This is a genomic window from Paraburkholderia sp. IW21, from assembly GCF_041321145.1.
Taxonomy (GTDB): Bacteria; Pseudomonadota; Gammaproteobacteria; order Burkholderiales; family Burkholderiaceae; genus Paraburkholderia.
The window spans coordinates 168,813-189,535 of record NZ_JBGGWA010000004.1 but is presented as its reverse complement, the minus strand read 5'-3'; the positions used below and the strand labels follow the sequence as shown (position 1 = coordinate 189,535).

Below are 20,723 nucleotides of genomic sequence, written 5' to 3'. Positions count from 1 at the left end.
ACATTGGAGAACGCATCATGGCAGACGAGAAAGGCGGCAAAAAACAAGGCGACATGGCACAAGACGGTTTTGCGGCACTCAGCCCGTTCGAACTCAAGGACGAGCTGATCAAGGCCGCTGGTGGCGGCGCGGTGGAGCGTGCGGCCAACGTATCGATGCTCAACGCCGGCCGCGGCAACCCCAATTTCCTCGCGACGGTTCCGCGCCATGGCTTCTGGCAACTCGGTCTCTTTGCGATGCGCGAGTCGGAGCGTTCGTTCGCGTATATGCCCGAAGGCGTGGGCGGTTTTCCACGCCGTGATGGGCTCGAAGAACGCTTCGACCTGTTCCTGCGCGAAAACAAGGGCGTGCCCGGCATCGACTTTCTGCGCGGCGCGGTGTCGTACGTGCGCGATCAGCTGGGACTCTCCGCCGGTGATTTCCTCTATGAAATGTGCGAAGGCATTCTCGCGTCGAACTACCCGGTGCCGGACCGGATGCTCAAGTTGTCCGAACAGATCGTTGGGCAGTATCTGCGAAAGGAGATGATCGGCAACCATCCGTTCGTCGGCGAATTCGACGTGTTCGCCGTGGAAGGCGGCACGGCGGCAATGACGTACATCTTCAACACGATGCGCGAGAATCACCTGATCAAAGCCGGCGACACGATCGCGCTCGGCATGCCGATCTTCACGCCGTACATCGAAATTCCGCGCCTGAACGACTATCAGCTGAACGTCGTGAATCTCGAAGCCGACGTCGCCAACGGCTGGCAGTATTCGAAGAAGGAACTCGACAAGCTGCGCGATCCGAAGGTGAAGGCGTTCTTCCTCGTGAACCCGAGCAATCCGCCTTCGGTGAAGATCAACGACGAGAGCCTTCAATACATCGCCGACATCGTCAAGGAACGCCCCGATCTGATTCTGTTGACCGACGACGTGTACGGCACCTTCGCCGACGATTTCGTCTCGCTGTTCGCGCTAGCGCCGAAGAACACCATCCTCGTGTACTCGTACTCGAAGTATTTCGGCGCGACCGGCTGGCGTCTGGGCACGATTGCCACGCATCGCGACAACGTGCTCGACAAGCTGATCGCCGAACTGCCGAAAGACGCGAAGAAAGAGCTGCACGAGCGTTATGAGTCGATCACGACCGAACCGGAAAAGCTGAAATTCATCGATCGCCTCGTGGCCGACAGCCGCACTGTCGCGCTGAATCACACGGCGGGTTTGTCGACGCCGCAGCAGGTGCAGATGGTGTTGTTCTCGCTGTTTTCGCTGATGGACACGCCCGACGCGTACAAGAACGCGTTGAAGCGCCTGATCCGCAAACGCAAGCAGGCGCTGTACGAGGAGGTCGGCATTTCGTTCGAGGACAGCGATCCGAACCAGGTCGATTACTACACGATTCTCGACATCGAGTTCCTCGGCGAGCGGATGTTCGGGCGTGAGTTCGTCGAGTGGCTGCTGAAGAACACCGAACCGTCCGAACTGCTGTTCCGCCTCGCGCGCGAGGCGCGGGTGGTGTTGCTGCCGGGGCGCGGATTCGGTACGCAGCATCCGTCGGGACGGGTGTCGCTGGCTAATCTGAACGAGTCGGACTATCGGCAGATTGGACGCGCGATGCGCAGGCTGATCGAGGAATATGTCGAGCGCTATAACGCGGCGACCGGCAAGAAGCTCGATAAGACCAAGGTGAAGTGACTTGTGACGGGCAGGCCGCGAGGCCTGCCCGTTTTCCGTAGCCGTGGCCGTAGCCAGTTCGCCGGAGCATGGGGGTGCCGATGTGACATCCCGGGTTGAGGCAGTCTGCTTAAGGAGTGTACGGTGATGAACCTCGGAAAACGCCTTGATTACAGCGGCTACGAGACACGGATGAGGAGGCGCGATGCACATCCCTGACGCGAAGTGGGATTCTCATCTGATTGGCGACGTCGTGTGCATCGTCGATATGGGTGGCGTGGTGAGTGCGCTCGACTGTATCGAGAACATCATCGGCGATTTGCGCAACAGTGGTGACTTGCTCGGTATAAGGCGTTGTCTTTGCCGCGATAGCGATGGCATGTGGCACGAAGTTCTGCTCTCCGACTCACAAGAGTTCCTCGGTTTTGCGGCCGCGCGGACAAATTCGCTATGCACGGCGTTGATGCTCGTAGGTATTGATACATTGCCGATCAGGACGTAATCACATTCCGGATGAAGCGTTAACGCCTCGCCGCTTCTTCGGATTGACGCTGCACAGGAATGACAGGCGTCACCATAGACCTGTGTTCGTCAAAAGACTTGCGTAATTGCCCGGATCGGTGAATGATCGAAAACGCGGCCCCGTCAGCGACATCGTTGGCGGGGCCGCTTGCGCCCTGACTCTCTCCGCATCGATCATGTCCACTACTATTCCTCTTGCAGTGCCCTGTCCGGTTGTCGAATCGCTCGACGCCATTCTTCCCGAAGAGCCGTTGCTGATGATGGGCGCCGGTCCCGTGCCGATTCCTGCTGCCGTCGCCAAGGCCAACACGATCGTGATCAATCACCTGGGCGGCACGATGGTGAAGGTGATCGGTCAGGTGAAGACCATGGCGCGCTACGTCTTCCAGACGAATTCGAAATGGGTGCTCGGCGTGGCCGGTCCAGGATCGGCCGCGATGGAAATGGCGATCTCCAATCTCGCGTGGGAAGGTACCCGCGTGCTGAGCATCAAGAACGGCTTTTTCAGCGAACGGATGGCGGAGATGGGCCGGCGCGTGGGGGCGCGGGTGAGCACGCTGGACGTCGCCGACCGTTCGGTCGCCAGTCTCGACCAGATCGCCGAGGCGATTCGCCGCGAGCGTCCTGAGATCGTGACGGTGGTGCAGGGTGAAACGTCGAACACGGTGTGGAATTACCACCTGAAGGACATCGCCGCGTTGGCAAAGGCTGCGGGCGCGCTGGTGATCGTCGACGCAGTGTGCACGTTGAGCACGATGCCGCTCGAGATGGATGCGTGGGGGATCGATGCCGTTATCACAGGCGGGCAGAAGGGCTTGTCGTCGATTCCCGGCGTTTCGCTGATTGCCTTTTCCGATGCGGCGTGGGCGCGCGTGAAAGCACGCACGGCGCCGAACGCGCATTGGTGTTTAGACGCTTCGCTAGCGGAGAATTTCTGGCATAACGCTGGTTACCACTACACGGCGCCTGTGTCCGGCGTGTTGGCATTGCATGAGGCTTTAAGGCTTGTTTGCGCCGAGACGCTCGAGAAGCGCTTTGCCCGGCATTTGAAGTGCTCGTTGGCCTTGCAGGAAGGGGTGACGGCTTTGGGCTTGCAGTTGTATACGCCTGCGGCTTGCAGGCTGAACTCGGTGGTCGGGATCGAGGTGCCCGCCGGGCTGAGTCCTGGCGATGTCTGCTCGCACATCTCGCGGCAGCATCAGGTGGAGATTTCCGGTTCTTTCGGATTGCCGATTGTCCGGATCGGGCAGATGGGAGAGCAGTGTCGCGAACACAATTTGTTTCGGACCGTGCATGCTTTGGGACGGACGATGGTCGACCTTGGAGTCAGGGTGGATTTGCCGGCGGGCGTGGCGGCGCTTGAGCGTGGGTTATCGGAGGGGAAGTAAGGGTTTTTTGCTTCCTGCGGGGGTGCCTTTTTCTTGATTTGTTAGTGGTCTATTAGCGTTGCCCCTGTGCGGGGCGGCACCTACTTTTCTTTGCCGGCTGCAAAGAAAAGTAGGCAAAAGAAAGCAGCTCAAACCGCTAATACTAAGCGGCTCCCGCAGTCAGCAAAGGGTAGTGGCTCCGTGGAATCCGTGTTCTCGCCCATTCGGCGCTAGTGACAAGGGCGTCATACTTCCGGCGGCGCTGCGCGCGCCGAAGCGTCCTTCCAAAACCAGCGCCTGTTCCGGCGCCTCGCCGAGGCGAAGCCGATGGCCCCCACAGTCTTTGAACAAAGCCCTGGTTTCCCATGCAGACCGGTCCGCGACGCACGCAGTGCGGAGTGGGAACTGATGACGCCTTTGTCACTTGAGGTTGAGGATACGAGGGCACGGATTCCACGGGGCCACTGGCCCCTCCAAGCCAGGAGAGCCGCTTAGCATTAGCGGTTTGAGCCGCTTTCTTTTGCCTACTTTTCTTTGCGGCGGCAAAGAAAAGTAGGTGCCGCCCCGCACAGGGGCAACGCTAATAGACCACAAACAATTCAAGAAAAGGCACCCCCGCAGGAAGCACCAGCCCACTAAAAAAACAAGGCACCAAACCCAAAACCCCCGGCAAGCAACCCGCTGAGAAAAAAAAGAAGTCACAGCGCCGCAGGCATATTGGTCACCTTAGCATTGCGCAAATACAAAACCGTAGAAAGTCCCACTGCCGCCGCAGCGGCAACAGCTGCGAACAGAAACACCGACCCATAGCCAAACTCTCCCGCGATATACCCGGCCAACGGCCCGGTAATCCCCAGCGAGAGATCGAGAAACACCGAATAAGCCGACAACGCCGCCCCACGGCTAGCGGGCGGCACGAGCCCAACCGCCTCAACCCCCAGCGCGGGGAACACCAAAGCAAACCCGAACCCCGTCAACCCCGCCCCCACGAGGGCAATATGCGGCTCAGGCGCCAGCCACAACATCAGCAACCCGGCGCACTCGAAAGTGAACGAAGCAATCGCAACCCGAAACCCGCCATAGGTCTTGATCGTATTGGCAAACAACAACCGCGACCCAATAAACAGCGTGCCGAAAACAGTCAACGACAAAGCCGCATGAGGCCAGTGCCGCGCGGCATAAAACAGCGTGATGAACGTAGCAATCGACCCAAAACCGGCCGAGCCCAGCGCCAACCCGATCCCATGCGGCAGCACCCGCGTGAACACGCTGCGGTACGACATCCGCTCGCCATGCACGATCGGCACCGGCGCGATGGGTCGCGCCAGATAAAACCCGAGCGCGGCGAGCAAAATCACCAGAATGCCCAACGCGGCAAACCCGACCGTATGTGCAATCGCAACCCCAAGCGGCGCGCCGACAGCCAGCGCGCCATACGTAGCGATGCCATTCCACGAAATCACCCGGGCATTGTTGCTCGTGCCCACCCGGCCGATACCCCACAGAATCGCGCCGGTGCCGCACAGGCTTTCGCCGAAGCCCAGTACGAGCCGGCTGCACACCAGCAATACCAGGCTCAGCACCGGCCAGCGCCCGCACAACACGGCCAGCAGCAATAAAATCCCGCTCGCCCCGCAACCCAGCAAGCCGATCGTCACCGTCCGCTTCGGCCCCAAGGTGTCCGCCGAGCGCCCGGCCAGCGGCCGCGATGCCAGCGTCGCCAGGTACTGCACGCTGATCGCTGCGCCTGCGAGCACCGCGCTATAACCAAGGTCGTCGTGGACGTAGCCAGGCAGCACCGCAAGCGGAATTCCGATGGTCAGGTAGCAAATAAACGTGAAAAAGACGACCGGAATGATCTGCAGGGTCGTCGCAAATTCGCTGCGAGGTGTCGCGGAGTCGGTAGACATGGGGAAAACGAGACTTGAAAACGGCGGAAAGGCGTGATTTTCACATGGAACCGATTCCCTTGCTGGAGTTGCTTAATCATCCCGGGGACCAAATCAGGCTGTCGGATCAATATGGCGGCCCGTTTCTCTCCGTATCAACGGTCCTTCCAGCCGAACGGTTCAAAAATCCCTCTCTGCCGATGTCGATAAATCAGCAAATTAATAAAAAATATGGCAAAAAAGCCACCCTGACATAAGTCAACCGCCCCTCAAATCCATCTCTATATCGCTTTGCGGATATGTCCCGCATGCGATCCCGGCTATGGGTTGTATTTATTGACGGTGATAGTTTTCGAACCATCATGCTGCACGTCCCCACGGACACAGAACATTCGAGAGTAACGAGACATGACTGAGCCGATTCGCTTCTACCACCGCAACGCAATCCGCGAGATCAAGGATGCGCCCGTCACCCGCACCGTCCTGCAGTATCTGCGCGAGGACGCGCATTGCACCGGCACCAAGGAAGGCTGCGCCGAAGGCGACTGCGGCGCCTGCACGGTCGTGATCGGCGAGCGTAACGAGGCGGGCGGCGTCGACTTCAAGGCGGTCAACGCCTGCATCCAGTTCGTGCCGACGCTCGACGGCAAAGCGCTCTTCACCGTCGAAGATCTGCGTCAGCCGGACGGCTCGCTGCATCCGGTGCAGGAAGCGATGGTCGAGTGCCACGGCTCGCAGTGCGGTTTCTGCACGCCCGGCTTCGTCATGTCGATGTGGTCGCTGTACGAAAAGCACGGCCACGAACATAGCTGCGCGAACAAAACCGTGCCGTCGCGCGACGCGATCAGCAACGCGCTGACCGGCAATCTGTGCCGCTGCACGGGCTATCGTCCGATCGTCGACGCGGCCGTGCGTATGTTCGAAGCGCCCGCGCCGAAAGCACCGGTCAACGTCGAAGCTCTGTCGAAAACGCTCGCCACGCTCGAACGCACCGACACCTTCCACTACCAGCACGCCGGCCAGCAGTTCGACGCGCCGCGCACCGTCAAAGCGCTCGCGAAGATCAAGGAAGCCGAACCGGCCGCCCGCATTCTCGCCGGCAGCACGGACATCGGCCTGTGGGTCACCAAGCAGATGCGTGAACTGGGCAACATCGTCTACGTCGGTCAGATCGCCGAGCTGCAAAAGCTCGAAACCAATGACGACTGGATCGAGATCGGCGCGGGCGTCAGTGTCGAAAAAGCTTATGCGGAAATCGCGAGGCAATATCCCGAACTGACGGAGATGTGGCAACGCTTCGCCTCGCTGCCGATCCGTAATGCCGGCACGCTCGGCGGCAACATCGCCAACGGCTCACCGATCGGCGATTCGATGCCGGGCCTGATCGCGATCGGCGCGCATGTGATCGTGCGCGGCGGCGAGATCGAACGCGAAATGCCGCTTGAGGATCTGTACCTCGCGTACCAGAAGAAGGATATGGCGGAACATGAGTTCGTCGTCGGGCTCAAGGTGCCGACGCGCACCGGCGCGCGCAAGAATCTGCAATTCCGCACCTACAAGCTTTCGAAGCGTTTCGACTCGGACATCTCGGCTGTGTGCGCCGCGTTCTCGTTCATCGCGGACGGCAACGTGATCCGCGAGCCGCGCATCGCATTCGGCGGCATGGCAGCCACCTCGAAGCGCGCGACGCACGCTGAAGCCGTGCTGCGCGACGCCGAATGGCACGAAGCGACTGCGCAGGCCGCGATGCTCGCGCTCGGCAACGACTACGCGCCGCTGTCCGACATGCGCGCGACCAGCAACTACCGCCTCGAAGCGGCGAAGAACACGCTGTACCGCTTCTGGCTCGAAACGCGTCCGAACAATCCGCTGCCCAGGAGCGCGCTGGATGTTCGTGCAGTCGCCGCCGCCTGCGCCACGGCCGGCGCGGGCGCCTGAGACGCCACAAGGATACGGAGAACACAAGAATGAATCAGCATGCCGAACCGTTCCTGAAAGACCTTCAGGATCTCGACAACTTTACTCAGGTCCATATCTCGCGTCCGCACGAGTCCGCGCATCTGCACGTAAGCGGCCGCGCCACTTATACCGACGACATCCCGACGCTCGCCGGCACGCTGCACGCCGCGCTCGGCCTGTCGCCGAAAGCGCACGCGAAGATCGTCTCGATGTCGCTCGATAAGGTGCGCGCCACGCCCGGCGTGGTCGCGATTTTCACGGCCGACGATATCCCCGGCGTCAACGACGTGGGCCCGATCATCCACGGCGACGATCCGATTCTCGCCGACGGTGTAGTGCAATACGTTGGCCAGCCGATGTTCATCGTGGTCGCGACCTCGCATGAAACCGCGCGTCTGGCTGCGCGCCGCGCCGAAGTCGTCTACGAAGAACTGCCCGCAATTCTCACCGCGCAACAGGCCCGCGCCGCGAATCAACACGTCTTGCCGCCGATGAAACTCGCGCGCGGCGAAGCCGGCGCGAAGATCGCCCGCGCCGCTCACCGCGAAGCGGGAGAGATGCTGCTCGGCGGCCAGGAACAGTTCTACCTGGAAGGCCAGATTTCGTACGCCGTGCCGAAGGACGACGACGGCATGCACGTCTACTGTTCGACGCAGCACCCGACCGAAATGCAGCACATGGTCGCGCACGCGTTGGGCGTGGCGTCGCACAACGTGCTGATCGAATGCCGCCGCATGGGCGGTGGGTTCGGCGGCAAGGAATCGCAATCGGGTCTGTTCGCGTGCTGCGCGGCGCTCGCCGCATGGAAGCTGCTGTGCCCGGTCAAGCTGCGCCCGGACCGTGACGACGACATGATGGTCACCGGCAAGCGCCACGATTTCCACTATACGTATGAAGTGGGCTACGACGACAAGGGCGTGATCGACGGCGTAAGCGTCGACATGACTTCGCGCTGCGGCTTCTCCGCCGACCTGTCCGGTCCGGTGATGACGCGCGCGCTGTGCCACTTCGACAACGCGTACTGGTTGTCCGACGTGACGATCGACGGCTTCTGCGGCAAGACCAACACGCAGTCGAACACCGCGTTCCGCGGCTTCGGCGGTCCGCAAGGCGCGTTCGCGATCGAATACATCATGGACAACGTCGCGCGTTCGGTCGGCGAGGATTCGCTCGACGTGCGCCGCCGCAATCTGTACGGCAAGACCGAGCGCAATCAGACGCCGTATGGTCAGGTGGTCGAAGACAACGTGATTCACGAGTTGATCGACGAACTCGAAGCAACCAGCGAATATCGCGCACGGCGCGCCGCGATCAACGAGTTCAATGCGAACAACGAAGTGCTGAAGAAAGGCCTGGCGCTGACGCCGGTCAAATTCGGCATCGCGTTCAACGTGACTCACTTCAACCAGGCCGGCGCGCTGGTGCACATCTACACCGATGGTTCGGTGCTGGTGAACCACGGCGGCACGGAAATGGGCCAAGGGTTGAACACCAAGGTCGCACAGGTCGTCGCACATGAACTGGGGATCGGCTTTAACCGCATCCGCGTTACCGCAACCGACACCAGCAAGATCGCCAATACCTCGGCGACCGCTGCGTCGACCGGTTCCGATCTGAACGGCAAAGCTGCGCAGGACGCCGCGCGCCAGTTGCGCGAACGTCTGTCTGCCTTTGCCGCCGAGCGTTTCGGCGCAGGGCAGGTGGCCGCCTCGGAGGTGCGCTTCGTGCACGACCGCGTGGTGGTCGGCGAGGCCGTGGTGCCGTTCGAAGAGGTGATCGCGAAGGCCTACGTCGCGCGTGTCCAGCTCTGGTCGGACGGCTTCTACGCAACGCCGAAGCTCTACTGGGATCAATCGAAGCTGCAAGGCCGGCCGTTCTACTACTATTCGTACGGCGCGGCTGTATCGGAAGTGGTGATCGATACGCTGACCGGCGAAATGCGTGTGCTGCGTGCGGACGCTTTGCATGACGTGGGCGCGTCGCTGAATCCTGCGCTCGACGTCGGGCAGGTGGAAGGCGCGTTCATTCAGGGCATGGGTTGGCTCACCACTGAGGAATTGTGGTGGAATGCCGGCGGCAAACTGATGACGCACGCACCGTCCACCTACAAGATTCCGACCGTCAACGATACGCCGCCGGATTTCCGTGTGCGTCTGTTCAAGAACCGCAATGCGGAGGACAGCATCCATCGTTCGAAGGCGACCGGCGAGCCGCCGCTGCTGCTGCCGTTCTCGGTGTTCTTCGCCGTGCGCGATGCCGTGTCGGCAGTCGGTAACCACAAGGTCAATCCGCCGCTGAACGCGCCTGCGACCAGCGAGGAAATCCTCAAGGCAGTCGGCGCGGTGCGCGCAGCCACCGCGGCGGCGCGGCAGTAAGGGCGCCGCTCAGGCAACGCAATCGTGCATACATCGAAACCAACTGGAATGATCGCGATGAACGACTTTTCTTCCGTTCAGATCGGCCGGCGCAGCGCCGGGGACGCGCCGCGTCCCGCGCCGATGCACATCGTGCTGTTCGGCGCGGGGCACGTCGGCCATGCGCTCGTCACGCTGCTCGGCAGCTTGCCGTGCGTCGTCCAGTGGGTCGATGAACGCGACGAGCTGTTCCCTGACGAGACGCCCGCCAACGTGCAGATCGAAGCGACCGACACGCCCGATGCAATCGTCGACACGGCGCCGCCCGGCGCATACTTCCTCGTGATGACGCACAACCACGCGCTCGACTTCTCGCTTGCCGCCCGCATCATGCGGCGGCGCGATTTCACTTACTTCGGCATGATCGGCTCGAAGACCAAGCGTGTGAAATTCGAGCGTAGGTTGCTCGATCGCGAGGTGGATCTGGATCGGCTGGTGGAGATGACGTGCCCGATCGGCGTGAGCGGCATCGTCGATAAAGCGCCGGCGGCGATCGCGGTTGCGGTGTGCGCGGAGTTGCTGCAGATTCGTGCGCGGCAGGCCGCGGCGCAGGCGGCAACGCAGAAGCTTTGCGCGAGCGTCTAAGCGTCTACGGCTCCCCGCCACGCTTCAAATTAAAACGTCAGCCCGCCGCGGCTGACGTTTCTTTTTTCGGCGGCCGTTTCGCGCGCCGCATCTTCTGCGCCACCAACCCATCCGACACTTGCGACATCAGCGTGCGCAGCCAACCGACATCGCTCGGCCGGTCCGGCTGCGGATGCCACAGCTGATAGCACTTGATGCGCGGAAACGGAATCGGCACCTCGACGACCGCGAGCGGCAGGATGCCCGCATAGTGTGTCGCAAAGCGGCGCGTGGTCGTGAAGATCAGATCCGATTGCAGCAGCGTTTGCGGCACGAGGCCGAAGTAGGGCAGCGTGGCGACGATGCGCCGGTCGGCGCGGGCGCGGGCGAAGCCGATGTCGATGGAGCCGCCGCGCGCGCCGCTATAAGGCGTCGGTGCGAGATGCGGCGCGGCGAGATACGCTTCGCGCGTGAGCGGCGTGCGCGTCAGCGGATGATCGGCGCGCATCAGGCACACCACCGTATCGGAGAACAGGTCGCTGCGCCCGAAACGGGGATCGGGCTTCGGCCAGTTGCCGATCACCAGATCGAGTTCGCCCGCTTCGAGCGCGGCCGAATGGTCGAGCATCGGGCTCAGGGAATCGATTTCCAGACGCGCATGCGGCGCCGCCTCGCGAAACTGCGCGATCACGGTAGGCATGAAGAAGTCGTTCAGATAATCCGGCGCGGCCACGCGAAAAGTGCGGCGCGAGCGGCCGGGATCGAAATCGCCGTGCGGCGTCGCCACGAAATCGACTTCCCGCAGGACGCGCTGCGCCGAGGCCAGCAGGGATTCGCCGTACTCGGTCGGCACCATGCCCGATTTGCCGCGCACGAGGATCGGGTCGTTCAGCGTCTCGCGCAGTTTGCGCAGCGCGGTGCTGATGGCCGGCTGGGTCTGATTCAGACGCAGCGCGGTTTGCGTGACGCTGCGCTCGACCAGCAGCGTGCGCAGCACGCGCACGAGCCAGATATCGAGGGAGGCGGCGGAATCGTCCATGGTTTAGGCGAGTCGGTGCAAGCGGGTCGGGCTCGCATGAAGCGTCGTATGGAGCCGCCCGCGAGAGGGATCGCGAGAGCGGGACGCAAAGGTCATAACCATAGGCCCGTTTGCAGTGTGGCGGCCATAGCGGGCACGGTATGGCCGGCATCAGCACAGTCTTTTCGACGCCATCATGGATGAAACACCCTACGGGTGCGCCGATCCGCCCAAAGCTTACGCTGTGCGTGCGCTCAATTGTCCGCCAGGCCCGAAGGCAGCGAACTGATCCGCTTCACTTCCTTCGAATCGAGCCAGTTCGGCGTGCGTGCGCAGTACAGCACCATCGGCAACGCGTCTTCGCCCCAGAACAATTGATTGTTCAGACGGAAGGTCGGCACACCGTAGACGCCCAGACCGATTGCATCCGCGGTGTTGCGCTGCAATTGCGTTTTCACTTCTTCGCTCTTGATCAGCTCAGGGCCGTCCGGCCGGCCGACGCGTTCGCACAGTTCGGCGAAGGCTGCCTCGCTCGACGGATCGCGGCCTTCGCGCCAGATGAAACGGAAAATCTCGCGGACGAAGTTGACGTCCCCGTTCGCCGCGGCGGCGAGCAGGAGCGGCTTCATCGAGTCGAACGGATGAGCCGGCGGCATCTTGAACGGAATGCCGAGTTGCTCCGCGCGAAACAGCGCGTGGCGATACATGAAGGTGCGCTTGGCGGGCACGCTATAAGCGGGCCGCTGGCCCCAGTGGCGATACAGGTCGTTCAGCACCACCGGCGTGAACGCGAAGTCGAAGCCCGGCCATTTGTCGTGTTGCTCGAGCAACAGGTACGTGAACGGCGAGACAAAATCGTAAAACCACAGCGGTTGCCTGGCGTCGATGCCAACGGTCATAAATGTCTCCCGAATTGCCTTTTCCGAACGGTGTGTCTGCTAGACCGTCGGAATTGTAACGATCTTACGCGGTGCGGCCGCTGCTTGCACCGGTCAAAATGGTTTGGGAGCGGCGTCTTCGCGCGTTCCGCCGATTTCAGCGCGCTCGTCCGGATCCTTGGCCTCGGGCGGCGCGGACTCGTCGTCTTCAGGGGCCGATGCATCGCGCTGGGCCTCGTGGCTGTGCGTGAGCCGCGCGCGCACGAAGCCGATATGCTCGCGCAGCACGTAAAACTGGTCCGCATAGGCGAGCGGCATTTTCAGGCCGTTCACCGACTCTTCGATCGCGTCGAGGCGTTCGATCAGCGAGGCGCGTTCGGCAGCCGAATGATCGCTGAGCGCACTGCGCTCGATCGCGATCAGCGCGCCGTACCAGCGGTAGATGCGCGATTTCACGCGCCACGCGTACAGCGACGGCACGAGGCGCAGCGCCGGAATCAGCAGCACGATCAGCGGCACCACGACCACCAGCATCCGGTCCGCGAGACTCGCCAGCCAGAACGGCAAGATCCGGTAGAGGAAGCTCTTGCCCGACTTGTAGTAACGGGCGGCGTCGTCGCTGATCGGGAAATCGTGTGCGAGCGGCGCGGGGAATTCGCCGGCGCGCTGCATGATGTTCGCCTTGCCGTGTACTTCGCGCGCGGCTTCGATCAGCAGATCGGAGAGCGCGGGATGCAGCGAGTCGCGCGCTACCAGCTCGGCGGTCGGCGCCACCATGTGAATCGGCGCGGACGGCAGATTCTTGCCGAGGTCGAACGCGCCCATCGGCAGTTCGAGCTGCGTCAGATACGGAAAACGGCGCGTGTAGGCATCGGCCTGGGTGAAGTCGTAGAACTGCACGTTCGGCGTGCGATAGAGCTTGCCCATCACTGCGGGTTGCGCCGAGTCGCCGGCCAGAAAAGCCGCGTCGACTTTGCCGGCGACGAGCGCGTTGGCGGCGTCGTCGCCTGAGAGCGGCAGCAGTTTGGTGGCGCCGCCCGGCACGATGCCGTTCGCCTTGAGGAGCGCGAGCGCCAGTTCGCGCGTGCCGCTGCCCTCGGCGCCGACTGCGAGCCGCAAGCCCTTGAATTCGGAGAGCCGCGTGACCGTTGGCCCGTGATAGAAGATCGCCAGCGGCACATACGCCACGCTGCCGAGCGACATCAGGCCCGCGCTTGCCGAGCCGGGCGCTACGCCGTCCTGCACGAAACCGACGTCGACATTCGACTTCGGGTCCGCGAGCCGCTTGAGGTTCTGCAGCGAGCCTTCCGAGGACAAGACGTTCAAGGTGATGCGGTTGCGCGCCAGAATCGTCTTGTACTTCTGCGCCGCGTTCCAGAAAGTACTGCCTGCGGGGCCGGCGCTGATCGTCAGCGTACTGGGCGGGGCAGGCTGGATCAGGCGCACGGCGATCCAGACCGCCGCGGCGGCGAGCAGCAGGATCGGGCCGAACGAGACTGCCAGATCGCGCCACGAGATCGCCACAAAACGGGCGACGAGACGGGGAGGGCGTTTGCGGCCGGTTGCAGGCTTCATCGGATGACGTGACGGCTACGGTCGAAAGTGAACGGGGTGGCGGCGCTCTGTGGCGCGCGAACCTGGCGAGGCGCGCGCGCCATGCCTGGCTTGCCGCCGCGAAAGACGCACACGCCGCGCAGGCCATGCGGCAGCGCGCGTCGCGCCGATGGTACCTGAGAATCGCGCGGCGGCGCAGCGTCCAACCGGAGTGGGCACTGTCAAACCCGTAACAATTCGTGAATGCTGCGTGAGCGGCTTTTGAACCACTCCTCTGGACAGAAATATGAACGGCGCATGAATAACACACGCTCCCTGCACCCATGGCACCTGACATGTACTTCCGGCATGACTAAACCCTTTGCGCTTCTGGCCCGGCTAGATTAAATTGTGGATCGCTGCCGTGGACAGATGTTTGCGCAGCGTGGCCCGGCAGGACACAAAAGAACCGGGCGCGCTGGCGGACTTCGCGGCTTGCCGGCGTCCGTTCCGCATTGCATGCCCGTCATCGCATGCGGCTAACGGCGGCCGGCCTCTCTCGCCTCTCGCACATCGTGTTGCAGCCATAGTCGGCCGTCGCTGAGCCGCGCCTCGTCGCGTCTGGAGCATGGCCGCCGATAGTCGTAACGAAGCCGCTTGTACATGCGGTCCAATGTGAAGCTAAGGAGAATAGAAACTATGAAATCGGTCGATTTTCTGAAAACGGTGGGCTCGGTTGTGGCAATGGTGGTGGCGTGCAACGTATACGCCCAGACAAGCGATGCAGCGGCAACCGGCATGACCGCAGCGCCGGCGGCAAGCGCCAAGGCCGGCAAGAAGGCCAATAGCCAGCTGGGCCGCAAGGTGCGCAGCGTGCTCTCCAAGACGCAAGGCGTCGACGTTTCGAACATCGCCGTGCGTGCTCGTGGCGGCGCGGTGACCCTGACGGGCTCGGTGCCTAGCCAAGGCCAGATCGACGCCGCCGGCGAAGCAGCCAAGGGCGTGGCAGGCGTGACCTCGGTGTCGAACAAGCTGACTGTCATGCAGCAGTAAGCGTACAAGGCGCCGGCAGGCGCCCCCGGCTGCATTAGACGGGGCATACGATTCGATACCGCTATGCGCCATCGTGATGCATGCCGGCGCAAGGGTTCCGGCGAATAACCGGAGCCCTTTTTTCATTTTATTTTTCGTGGCGGGGATGTTTAAAGCAGCGATGTTTGAAACGGCGATGATGGGTCAGACGGTTCCGGGCTGAACGCCCGCACCGTAAAAGTCCGTCTGTGCGCTGTGACACACAATTGACGTGGCGTGAAGCGTACTGTGAGGGTTGAGAACCGGAGTCAACGCCATGGAAACCCCGCATTTGCGCTACACCGATCTGCCGATCAGCGATCGGGCGGCTTTCGAACTGGTGTGCGCGCGACACGGTTTTGCGCCGGCGCACTTCGACATCAGCGCTTGCCCGGACCCGGGCGATGCCGCCCACGAGCGGCTCGTCACGGTGCGGCGCGGCGGGTGGGCGCAGTCCTATCACGACCATCAGGGCCAATGGGTCAGGCAATTCGAGACCGATCTGACCTGCCGGTTTTTCAAATAACCGCTGCCGGGTGGCGCTCCCGCCTTGAGCGGCGTGTCATGCCAGCACGAGGCGCACGCCGACCAGCGTGAGCGTGGCGGCGAGCAGATTGCGCAGCAGCGCATCCGGTGCGCGCGACGACAGATAACTGCCGATCGCGATGCCCGGCAGCGAGCCCACCAGCAGCGACAGCAGCATCGACCAGTCGACCGAGCCCAGCAGCCAATGGCCTGCGCCCGCCAGCAAGGTGAGCGGCACCGCATGCGCGATATCGGAGCCGACAATGCGCGTGGTCGGCAGCAACGGATACAGCAGCAACAGCACCGTCACGCCGATAGCGCCCGCCCCCACCGAAGTCAGCGATACCAGCACGCCGAGCACCGCGCCGGTCAGCATGGTGAGCGCAAGCGTGCGGCCTTGCCTGGGCGGGCGCTGACGGCGCGAACCGAGCGCCGCGAGTTGCGGGCGGAACACCAGTGCCACCGCGGTCACGAGCAGCGCCACGCCGAGCACGATCTGGATCAGCCGGCTCGCGCCTGGCGTATCCATGCCGTAGCGATGCAGCAAGATCAAGGTGAGGGTCGCGGCCGGCACGCTGCCGGCCGCGAGGCGCAGCGTGATCTGCCAGTCGACGGAGCCTTTCAGGCCGTGCACCAGCGTGCCGGTCGCCTTGGTGGCGGCTGCGTACAACAGATCGGTGCCGACCGCGGTGGCCGGATGCACGTTGAACAGCAGGACGAGAATCGGCGTCATCAGCGAGCCGCCGCCGACACCCGTCAGCCCGACCAGAAAGCCGACGAACATGCCGGAGACGGAGTACAGCAGATCGATGTGGGGAAGAGCCATTGAGCAGACCGCTGACGGTCGAGTGGGGTGGACAGGTTAGCCGGCAAGGCCGGCGCGCGCATGCCTTCGGGCATCGGCGAAGGTCGACGACAGGCCCGCGGCGGCGCGGCGAAAGCCGCTATTGTCGCAAAACTGCCGCGCTTGCGTACGCAAACGCTTGATTCCCACTCAAAGATCCGGCTCAAAGCGCGCGGCGAATCTCCACGATGCCGAATGCCGCCAGCGTGATCCCGACGATCCGGTCGATCGCGACGCGCAGCGTGCGGCCGATCGCATGACGCGCGAGCGACACCACGGTCACGAGGAAACACCACCACGCGATCGAGCCGCAAAACACGCCGCCTACCGTGGTCAGCGCGATGCTCGATGAAAACGCGCCGCGCGGCGCCAGCGTCGTGAACAACGCGGCGAACATGATGACGGTTTGCGGATTGGTCAGCGTAAGCAGCAGTGAGCTCGCATACGCGCGCAGCGCGCCGGCGCGGCCCACCCGCGCGAGCTTGCCATCGCCGTTGCCGTTCGCGGCGTCGGCGGCCGGTTTTTGCAGCAGCGTACGTACACCGAGATAAAGCAGAAACAGACCGGCGATCAGATGCAAGGGCCGGTCGTAGGCGAGCATGAACTGCGAAATGCCGACGAGGCCGAGCGCCGCGATCAGACCATAGAGCGCATCGCCGCTCGCGATGCCGAAGCCGATCGCCAGCCCCGCACGCGGACCGCCGGTCAGCGTGCGGCGGATGCACAGCATGCCCATCGGCCCGACCGGCGCGGCAATCGCAAGGCCGACGCCCGCGGAGGTGACGAAGAGACTGGTGGTGGACATGAGAAACCCCTGCTGGTTGTTCTGCTTCGTGGTCGTTCGTGCCGCGCTTCCTGCGTGCGTGCGGCCGGGCGCGTCCCCAAGCATAGCCAGACTGAAAAGCCCAGGCAACATTGCGCGGATCACCTTGCGCGACTCGGCGCACGGCCAACCATCGCGACTCAGCGCGCGATCAGCTCCGACAATTCCGCACGCCGGCCGTGGATACCCTGAAATAGACTCGGCCGCTGTCTGCATCGGGCATAATTTTCCCACTTCAAACACCCAGGGCACGCCCGCTCATGTGGCAAATCGATCAGGTGACGTTGCGCTTGTTCATCGCCGTCTGCGAGGAAGGCACGATTGCGCGCGCGGCTGAACGCGAGTTCATCGCGCCGTCCGCGGTCAGCAAGCGGCTCGCCGATCTTGAAGCGCTCGTCGACGTCGCGTTGCTCTCGCGCAGCCAGCGCGGCGTGCGAGCGACCGCCGCCGGCGAGGCGCTGCTCAAGCATGCGCGGCTGATCATGCGCGGTCACGAACGCTTGCAGGCGGAACTCAGCGAATACGCGGCCGGCGCGCGCGGCCACGTGCGGGTGCTGGCGAACGTGTCGTCGATGGTCGAGTTTTTGCCCGAAGCGTTATCGGTGTTTCTGAAGGCCAATCCGCAGATTCGTGTCGATGTCGAAGAGCGCGTCAGCGCTGAGATCGTGCGCGGTCTGGAAGAGGGGGTGGCCGACCTCGGCATCTGCCGCGACGTGGTGCCGATGGGGAGTCTCGACGTGCTGCCGTATCGCTCGGATCATCTCGCGCTGATCGTGCCGCGCGATCATCCGCTGGCCGGGGAGACCGCAGTCAGCTTCGAGCAGACGCTGGCATTCGATCATCTCGGGCTCGCATCGAACGCGTCGGTGAACGCGTTGATGCAACGCATCGCGGTGGAAAAGGGCAGCGAACTCAACTATCGAACCTACGTCTCGACCTTCGACGCCGCCTATCGTTTTATCCAGGCCGGCCTCGCCGTTGCGATCCTGCCGCGCGAAGCGCTGCCCAAACATGCCGCCGACGAATATGACATCGTCGCCGTGCCCTTGCGGGAAGCATGGGCGGAGCGGCGCTTCGTGATCTGCATGCGCGACCGCCATGCGCTGACGCTGACGGCGTCGCATTTGCTCGCTCATCTGCTGCGCTCGGGTTGAAACGCCCTCTGAAGCGCCCTCTGAAAAGCCCTTAAGGGTTTCCCCTTTGCGGCGGCGCATGCCCGTCCATTGTGCCTGAGCCGCCATCGCGAGCGGCGATGGAGTGCCTCGTCAACGCAGACTTTGCCGCGCGGCCGCGCGCGGGCACGCTGTCACTCAGCGGCTTCATTCCCCGCATTCCACGCAGGATTCAAGACCGGGATTCAAGACCATGAGTGACACCCAGGAGCGCGTCGTCGTGACCGAAGTCGGCATGCGCGACGGCTTGCAAAGCATCGCTCGCACGATGCCCACCGAGTTCAAGCGACGCTGGATCGATGCCGCCTATGCCGCCGGCGTGCGGCACATGGAAGTCGCATCGTTCGTGCCGGCGAAGCTGCTGCCGCAAATGGCCGACGCCGACGAAGTGATCGCCCACGCGCTCACCTACAACGATCTGATCGTAACGGCGCTGGTGCCGAACCTGAAGGGCGCGCAACGCGCGCTCGAAGCCGGTGTGCATCGGATCGTCGCGCCGATTTCAGTGAGCGCCGCGCATAGTCTCGCCAATGTGCGCAGGACGCCCGCCGAGATGATCGACGCGTTTGCCGCGATGCGCGAACTGATAGACAGCGCGGCGGACGCGAACGCACGGCGCGTCGAATTGATCGCCGGTTTATCGACGGTGTTCGGCTGCACGCTGCAAGGCGCGGTCCCCTACGCCGATGTCGCCGCGATTGCGCGCGCCGTATTGCAAGCGGGCGCCGATGTGATCGCGCTCGGCGATACCACCGGCGAAGCGACGCCGCACCAGGTTGGCGAAATCATCGAACTGGTGCGTGAAGTAGCGGGCAGCAAGCTGCGCTCGCTGCATTTCCACGACACGCGCGGCCTCGGTCTCGCCAACACGTTGATCGCGTTGCAGCATGGCATCCGCGAATTTGACGCGTCGCTCGCCGGCCTTGGCGGCTGTCCGCACGCGCCGGGTGCGACCGGCAACGTGAACACCGAAGACCTCGTGTTCATGCTCGACAGCATGGGCTACGACACCGGCATCGACCTCACCAGGCTTATCGCGTCGCGTGACGTGCTCGCCGACGCGTTGCCCGGCGAACCGCTGTACGGCTATCTGGCGCGTGCCGGTTTGCCGAAGCAGTTCACGGCCGCTCGTCAACGTTTTGAATTTTCCGAATCACAGGTGCCGCAATGAATCCGCTTTCCTCCGCCTCTACTTCTCCGCAGCCGCAGCCGCAGCCGCAGCCGCAGGGCGCATTGCCGCTTGCAGGCATTCGCGTCGTCGAGTTGTCGCATATGGTGATGGGACCGACTTGCGGCATGATTCTCGGCGACCTCGGCGCCGAGGTCATCAAGGTCGAGCCGCCGCGCGGCGACGGCACACGCCGTTTGCTCGGCACCGGCGCGGGCTTTTTCCGCACCTTCAATCGCAACAAAAAGAGTGTCGCGCTCGACCTCGATAGCGAAGCGGGGCTGGCCGCGCTGCACAAGCTCGTCGATACCGCCGACGTATTCGTCGAGAACTTCAAGCCGGGCCGCATGGCGAGCCTGGGTCTCGATTATGCGTCGCTGCGCGAACGCAATCCCAAGCTGATCTACGTCTCGCACAAGGGCTTTCTGAGCGGCCCGTACGAGCACCGTCTCGCCCTCGACGAAGTCGTCCAGATGATGGCCGGCCTCGCGTACATGACCGGGCCGGTGGGCCGTCCGTTGCGTGCGGGCAGTTCGGTCAACGACATCATGGGCGGCATGTTCGGCGCGATCGGCGTGCTCGCCGCGTTGCACGAACGGCATACGAGCGGGCGCGGCAAGGAAGTGCAGAGCGCGCTGTTCGAAAACTGCGTGCTACTTTCCGCGCAACACATGCAGCAGTTCGCCGCGACGGGCGTGCCCGCTGCGCCGATGCCCGCGCGCATCAGCGCATGGGCCGTCTACGACGTGTTCCGGCTCGCCGACGACGAGCAGATGTTTATCGCCGCGACCGGTGACGGCCAATGGCGCGCGCTGTGCGCGATTCTCGACCGCGCCGATCTGCTGGCCGACCCGCGCCTCGCGACCAACAACGACCGCGTGCTGGCGCGCGAGTGGTTGCTGAAGACGCTTGGCGAGACCTTGAGCCAGTTCGAAGGCGCCGCGCTCGTGCCGCTGTTCGAACGCGACCACATTCCGTTCGCCTCGATCACCAAACCCGAAGAACTGTTCGACGATCCGCATCTGAACGAGAGCGGTGGCCTTGCGCGTTTGACGCTCGATGACGGCAGCGAAACCGCGATGCCCTTGCTGCCGATTTCGCTGGACGGAGCGCGCCTGCAACCGCGCCAGCCGATCGCGAAGATCGGTGAGCATACCGCCGACGTACTGCGCGGGCTGGGCTACGACGAAGCGCAGATCGCGGCACTGGGCGGCGGCGCGACTCAGGCGCCGCACGCAGCTACTTGAGCGCAACGTACCCATGCGGCGGCGCGCGCAATGGCTTGTGTATAGCGACCCTGCCAGCGGTCGCTCGA

18 protein-coding genes are annotated in these 20,723 nt (G+C 63.3%); 12 read left to right on the top strand and 6 right to left on the bottom strand.

Annotation, left to right across the window (positions count from 1 at the left end; translation table 11 throughout):
* The first annotated feature begins 17 nt into the window (after positions 1 to 17).
* From ACAX43_RS11280 to ACAX43_RS11270, 3 genes are all read left to right on the top strand, one after another.
* Entirely contained in the window at positions 18 to 1,682 is a 1,665-nt protein-coding gene (locus ACAX43_RS11280; protein ID WP_370708481.1) for a bifunctional aspartate transaminase/aspartate 4-decarboxylase, read from the top strand.
* A gap of 184 nt (positions 1,683 to 1,866) precedes the next feature.
* Positions 1,867 to 2,163: a hypothetical protein gene (locus ACAX43_RS11275; RefSeq protein WP_370708480.1), complete on the top strand. Its 297-nt coding sequence runs from the start codon at positions 1,867 to 1,869 to the stop codon at positions 2,161 to 2,163.
* A 196-nt stretch (positions 2,164 to 2,359) separates the two neighbouring features.
* A complete protein-coding gene (locus tag ACAX43_RS11270; protein ID WP_370708479.1) occupies positions 2,360 to 3,571 on the top strand; it encodes an alanine--glyoxylate aminotransferase family protein in 1,212 nt (403 codons plus the stop codon).
* 677 nt (positions 3,572 to 4,248) lie between these two features.
* On the opposite strand, the gene ACAX43_RS11265 is transcribed toward ACAX43_RS11270, so the two are convergent.
* Entirely contained in the window at positions 4,249 to 5,460 is a 1,212-nt protein-coding gene (locus ACAX43_RS11265) for an MFS transporter (protein WP_370708478.1), read from the bottom strand.
* A 44-nt stretch (positions 5,461 to 5,504) separates the two neighbouring features.
* On the opposite strand from ACAX43_RS11265, the gene ACAX43_RS11260 reads away from it, so the two are divergent.
* The 4 genes from ACAX43_RS11260 to xdhC all read left to right on the top strand — a co-directional run bounded on the left by ACAX43_RS11260 (position 5,505) and on the right by xdhC (position 10,397).
* Entirely contained in the window at positions 5,505 to 5,696 is a 192-nt protein-coding gene (locus ACAX43_RS11260; protein ID WP_370708477.1) for a hypothetical protein, read from the top strand.
* A gap of 151 nt (positions 5,697 to 5,847) precedes the next feature.
* On the top strand, positions 5,848 to 7,377 hold the full coding sequence (gene xdhA / locus ACAX43_RS11255; protein WP_370708476.1) for a xanthine dehydrogenase small subunit: 1,530 nt from the start codon (positions 5,848 to 5,850) through the stop codon (positions 7,375 to 7,377).
* A 29-nt stretch (positions 7,378 to 7,406) separates the two neighbouring features.
* Positions 7,407 to 9,773, top strand: coding sequence for a xanthine dehydrogenase molybdopterin binding subunit (gene xdhB, locus ACAX43_RS11250; RefSeq protein WP_370708475.1), 2,367 nt, complete (start codon positions 7,407 to 7,409; stop codon positions 9,771 to 9,773).
* Positions 9,774 to 9,830: 57 nt separating this feature from the next.
* Positions 9,831 to 10,397 carry a xanthine dehydrogenase accessory protein XdhC gene (gene xdhC / locus ACAX43_RS11245; protein ID WP_370708474.1) on the top strand — a complete coding sequence of 189 codons (567 nt, stop codon included), beginning with the start codon at positions 9,831 to 9,833 and terminating at the stop codon, positions 10,395 to 10,397.
* Positions 10,398 to 10,434: 37 nt separating this feature from the next.
* On the opposite strand, the gene ACAX43_RS11240 is transcribed toward xdhC, so the two are convergent.
* From ACAX43_RS11240 to ACAX43_RS11230, 3 genes are all read right to left on the bottom strand, one after another.
* The gene (locus tag ACAX43_RS11240) at positions 10,435 to 11,415 is read right to left on the bottom strand and encodes a LysR substrate-binding domain-containing protein (protein WP_370708473.1); all 981 of its coding nucleotides are present in this window, start codon (positions 11,413 to 11,415) and stop codon (positions 10,435 to 10,437) included.
* Between the two features lie 233 nt (positions 11,416 to 11,648).
* Complete coding sequence (locus ACAX43_RS11235; RefSeq protein ID WP_370708472.1) at positions 11,649 to 12,293, bottom strand: 2-hydroxychromene-2-carboxylate isomerase; 645 nt, start codon at positions 12,291 to 12,293, stop codon at positions 11,649 to 11,651.
* A 93-nt stretch (positions 12,294 to 12,386) separates the two neighbouring features.
* A complete protein-coding gene (locus ACAX43_RS11230) occupies positions 12,387 to 13,847 on the bottom strand; it encodes a TAXI family TRAP transporter solute-binding subunit (RefSeq protein ID WP_370708471.1) in 1,461 nt (486 codons plus the stop codon).
* Positions 13,848 to 14,504: 657 nt separating this feature from the next.
* Between ACAX43_RS11230 and ACAX43_RS11225 the strand changes: the two genes are divergently transcribed.
* A complete protein-coding gene (locus ACAX43_RS11225; protein WP_370708470.1) occupies positions 14,505 to 14,858 on the top strand; it encodes a BON domain-containing protein in 354 nt (117 codons plus the stop codon).
* Positions 14,859 to 15,153: 295 nt separating this feature from the next.
* Positions 15,154 to 15,402, top strand: coding sequence for a hypothetical protein (locus tag ACAX43_RS11220; RefSeq protein WP_370708469.1), 249 nt, complete (start codon positions 15,154 to 15,156; stop codon positions 15,400 to 15,402).
* Positions 15,403 to 15,438: 36 nt separating this feature from the next.
* Here ACAX43_RS11220 and ACAX43_RS11215 read toward each other — a convergent pair whose 3' ends face one another.
* Both ACAX43_RS11215 and ACAX43_RS11210 read right to left on the bottom strand, forming a co-directional pair.
* Positions 15,439 to 16,227: a sulfite exporter TauE/SafE family protein gene (locus ACAX43_RS11215; protein WP_370708468.1), complete on the bottom strand. Its 789-nt coding sequence runs from the start codon at positions 16,225 to 16,227 to the stop codon at positions 15,439 to 15,441.
* A 181-nt stretch (positions 16,228 to 16,408) separates the two neighbouring features.
* The gene (locus ACAX43_RS11210; protein ID WP_370708467.1) at positions 16,409 to 17,050 is read right to left on the bottom strand and encodes a LysE family translocator; all 642 of its coding nucleotides are present in this window, start codon (positions 17,048 to 17,050) and stop codon (positions 16,409 to 16,411) included.
* Positions 17,051 to 17,328: 278 nt separating this feature from the next.
* Here ACAX43_RS11210 and ACAX43_RS11205 point away from each other — a divergent pair, with 278 nt between their 5' ends.
* The 3 genes from ACAX43_RS11205 (at position 17,329) to ACAX43_RS11195 (ending at position 20,655) form a co-directional block, all read left to right on the top strand.
* Positions 17,329 to 18,222: a LysR substrate-binding domain-containing protein gene (locus ACAX43_RS11205; protein WP_370708466.1), complete on the top strand. Its 894-nt coding sequence runs from the start codon at positions 17,329 to 17,331 to the stop codon at positions 18,220 to 18,222.
* Positions 18,223 to 18,433: 211 nt separating this feature from the next.
* Positions 18,434 to 19,411, top strand: a complete 978-nt coding sequence (locus ACAX43_RS11200) for a hydroxymethylglutaryl-CoA lyase (RefSeq protein ID WP_370708465.1) — start codon at positions 18,434 to 18,436, stop codon at positions 19,409 to 19,411.
* Positions 19,408 to 20,655 (top strand): CaiB/BaiF CoA transferase family protein, encoded by a 1,248-nt coding sequence (locus ACAX43_RS11195; protein WP_370708464.1) that lies wholly within the window; start codon positions 19,408 to 19,410, stop codon positions 20,653 to 20,655. Before ACAX43_RS11200 ends, ACAX43_RS11195 begins: the two co-directional genes overlap by 4 nt.
* The last annotated feature ends 68 nt before the right edge of the window (positions 20,656 to 20,723 follow it).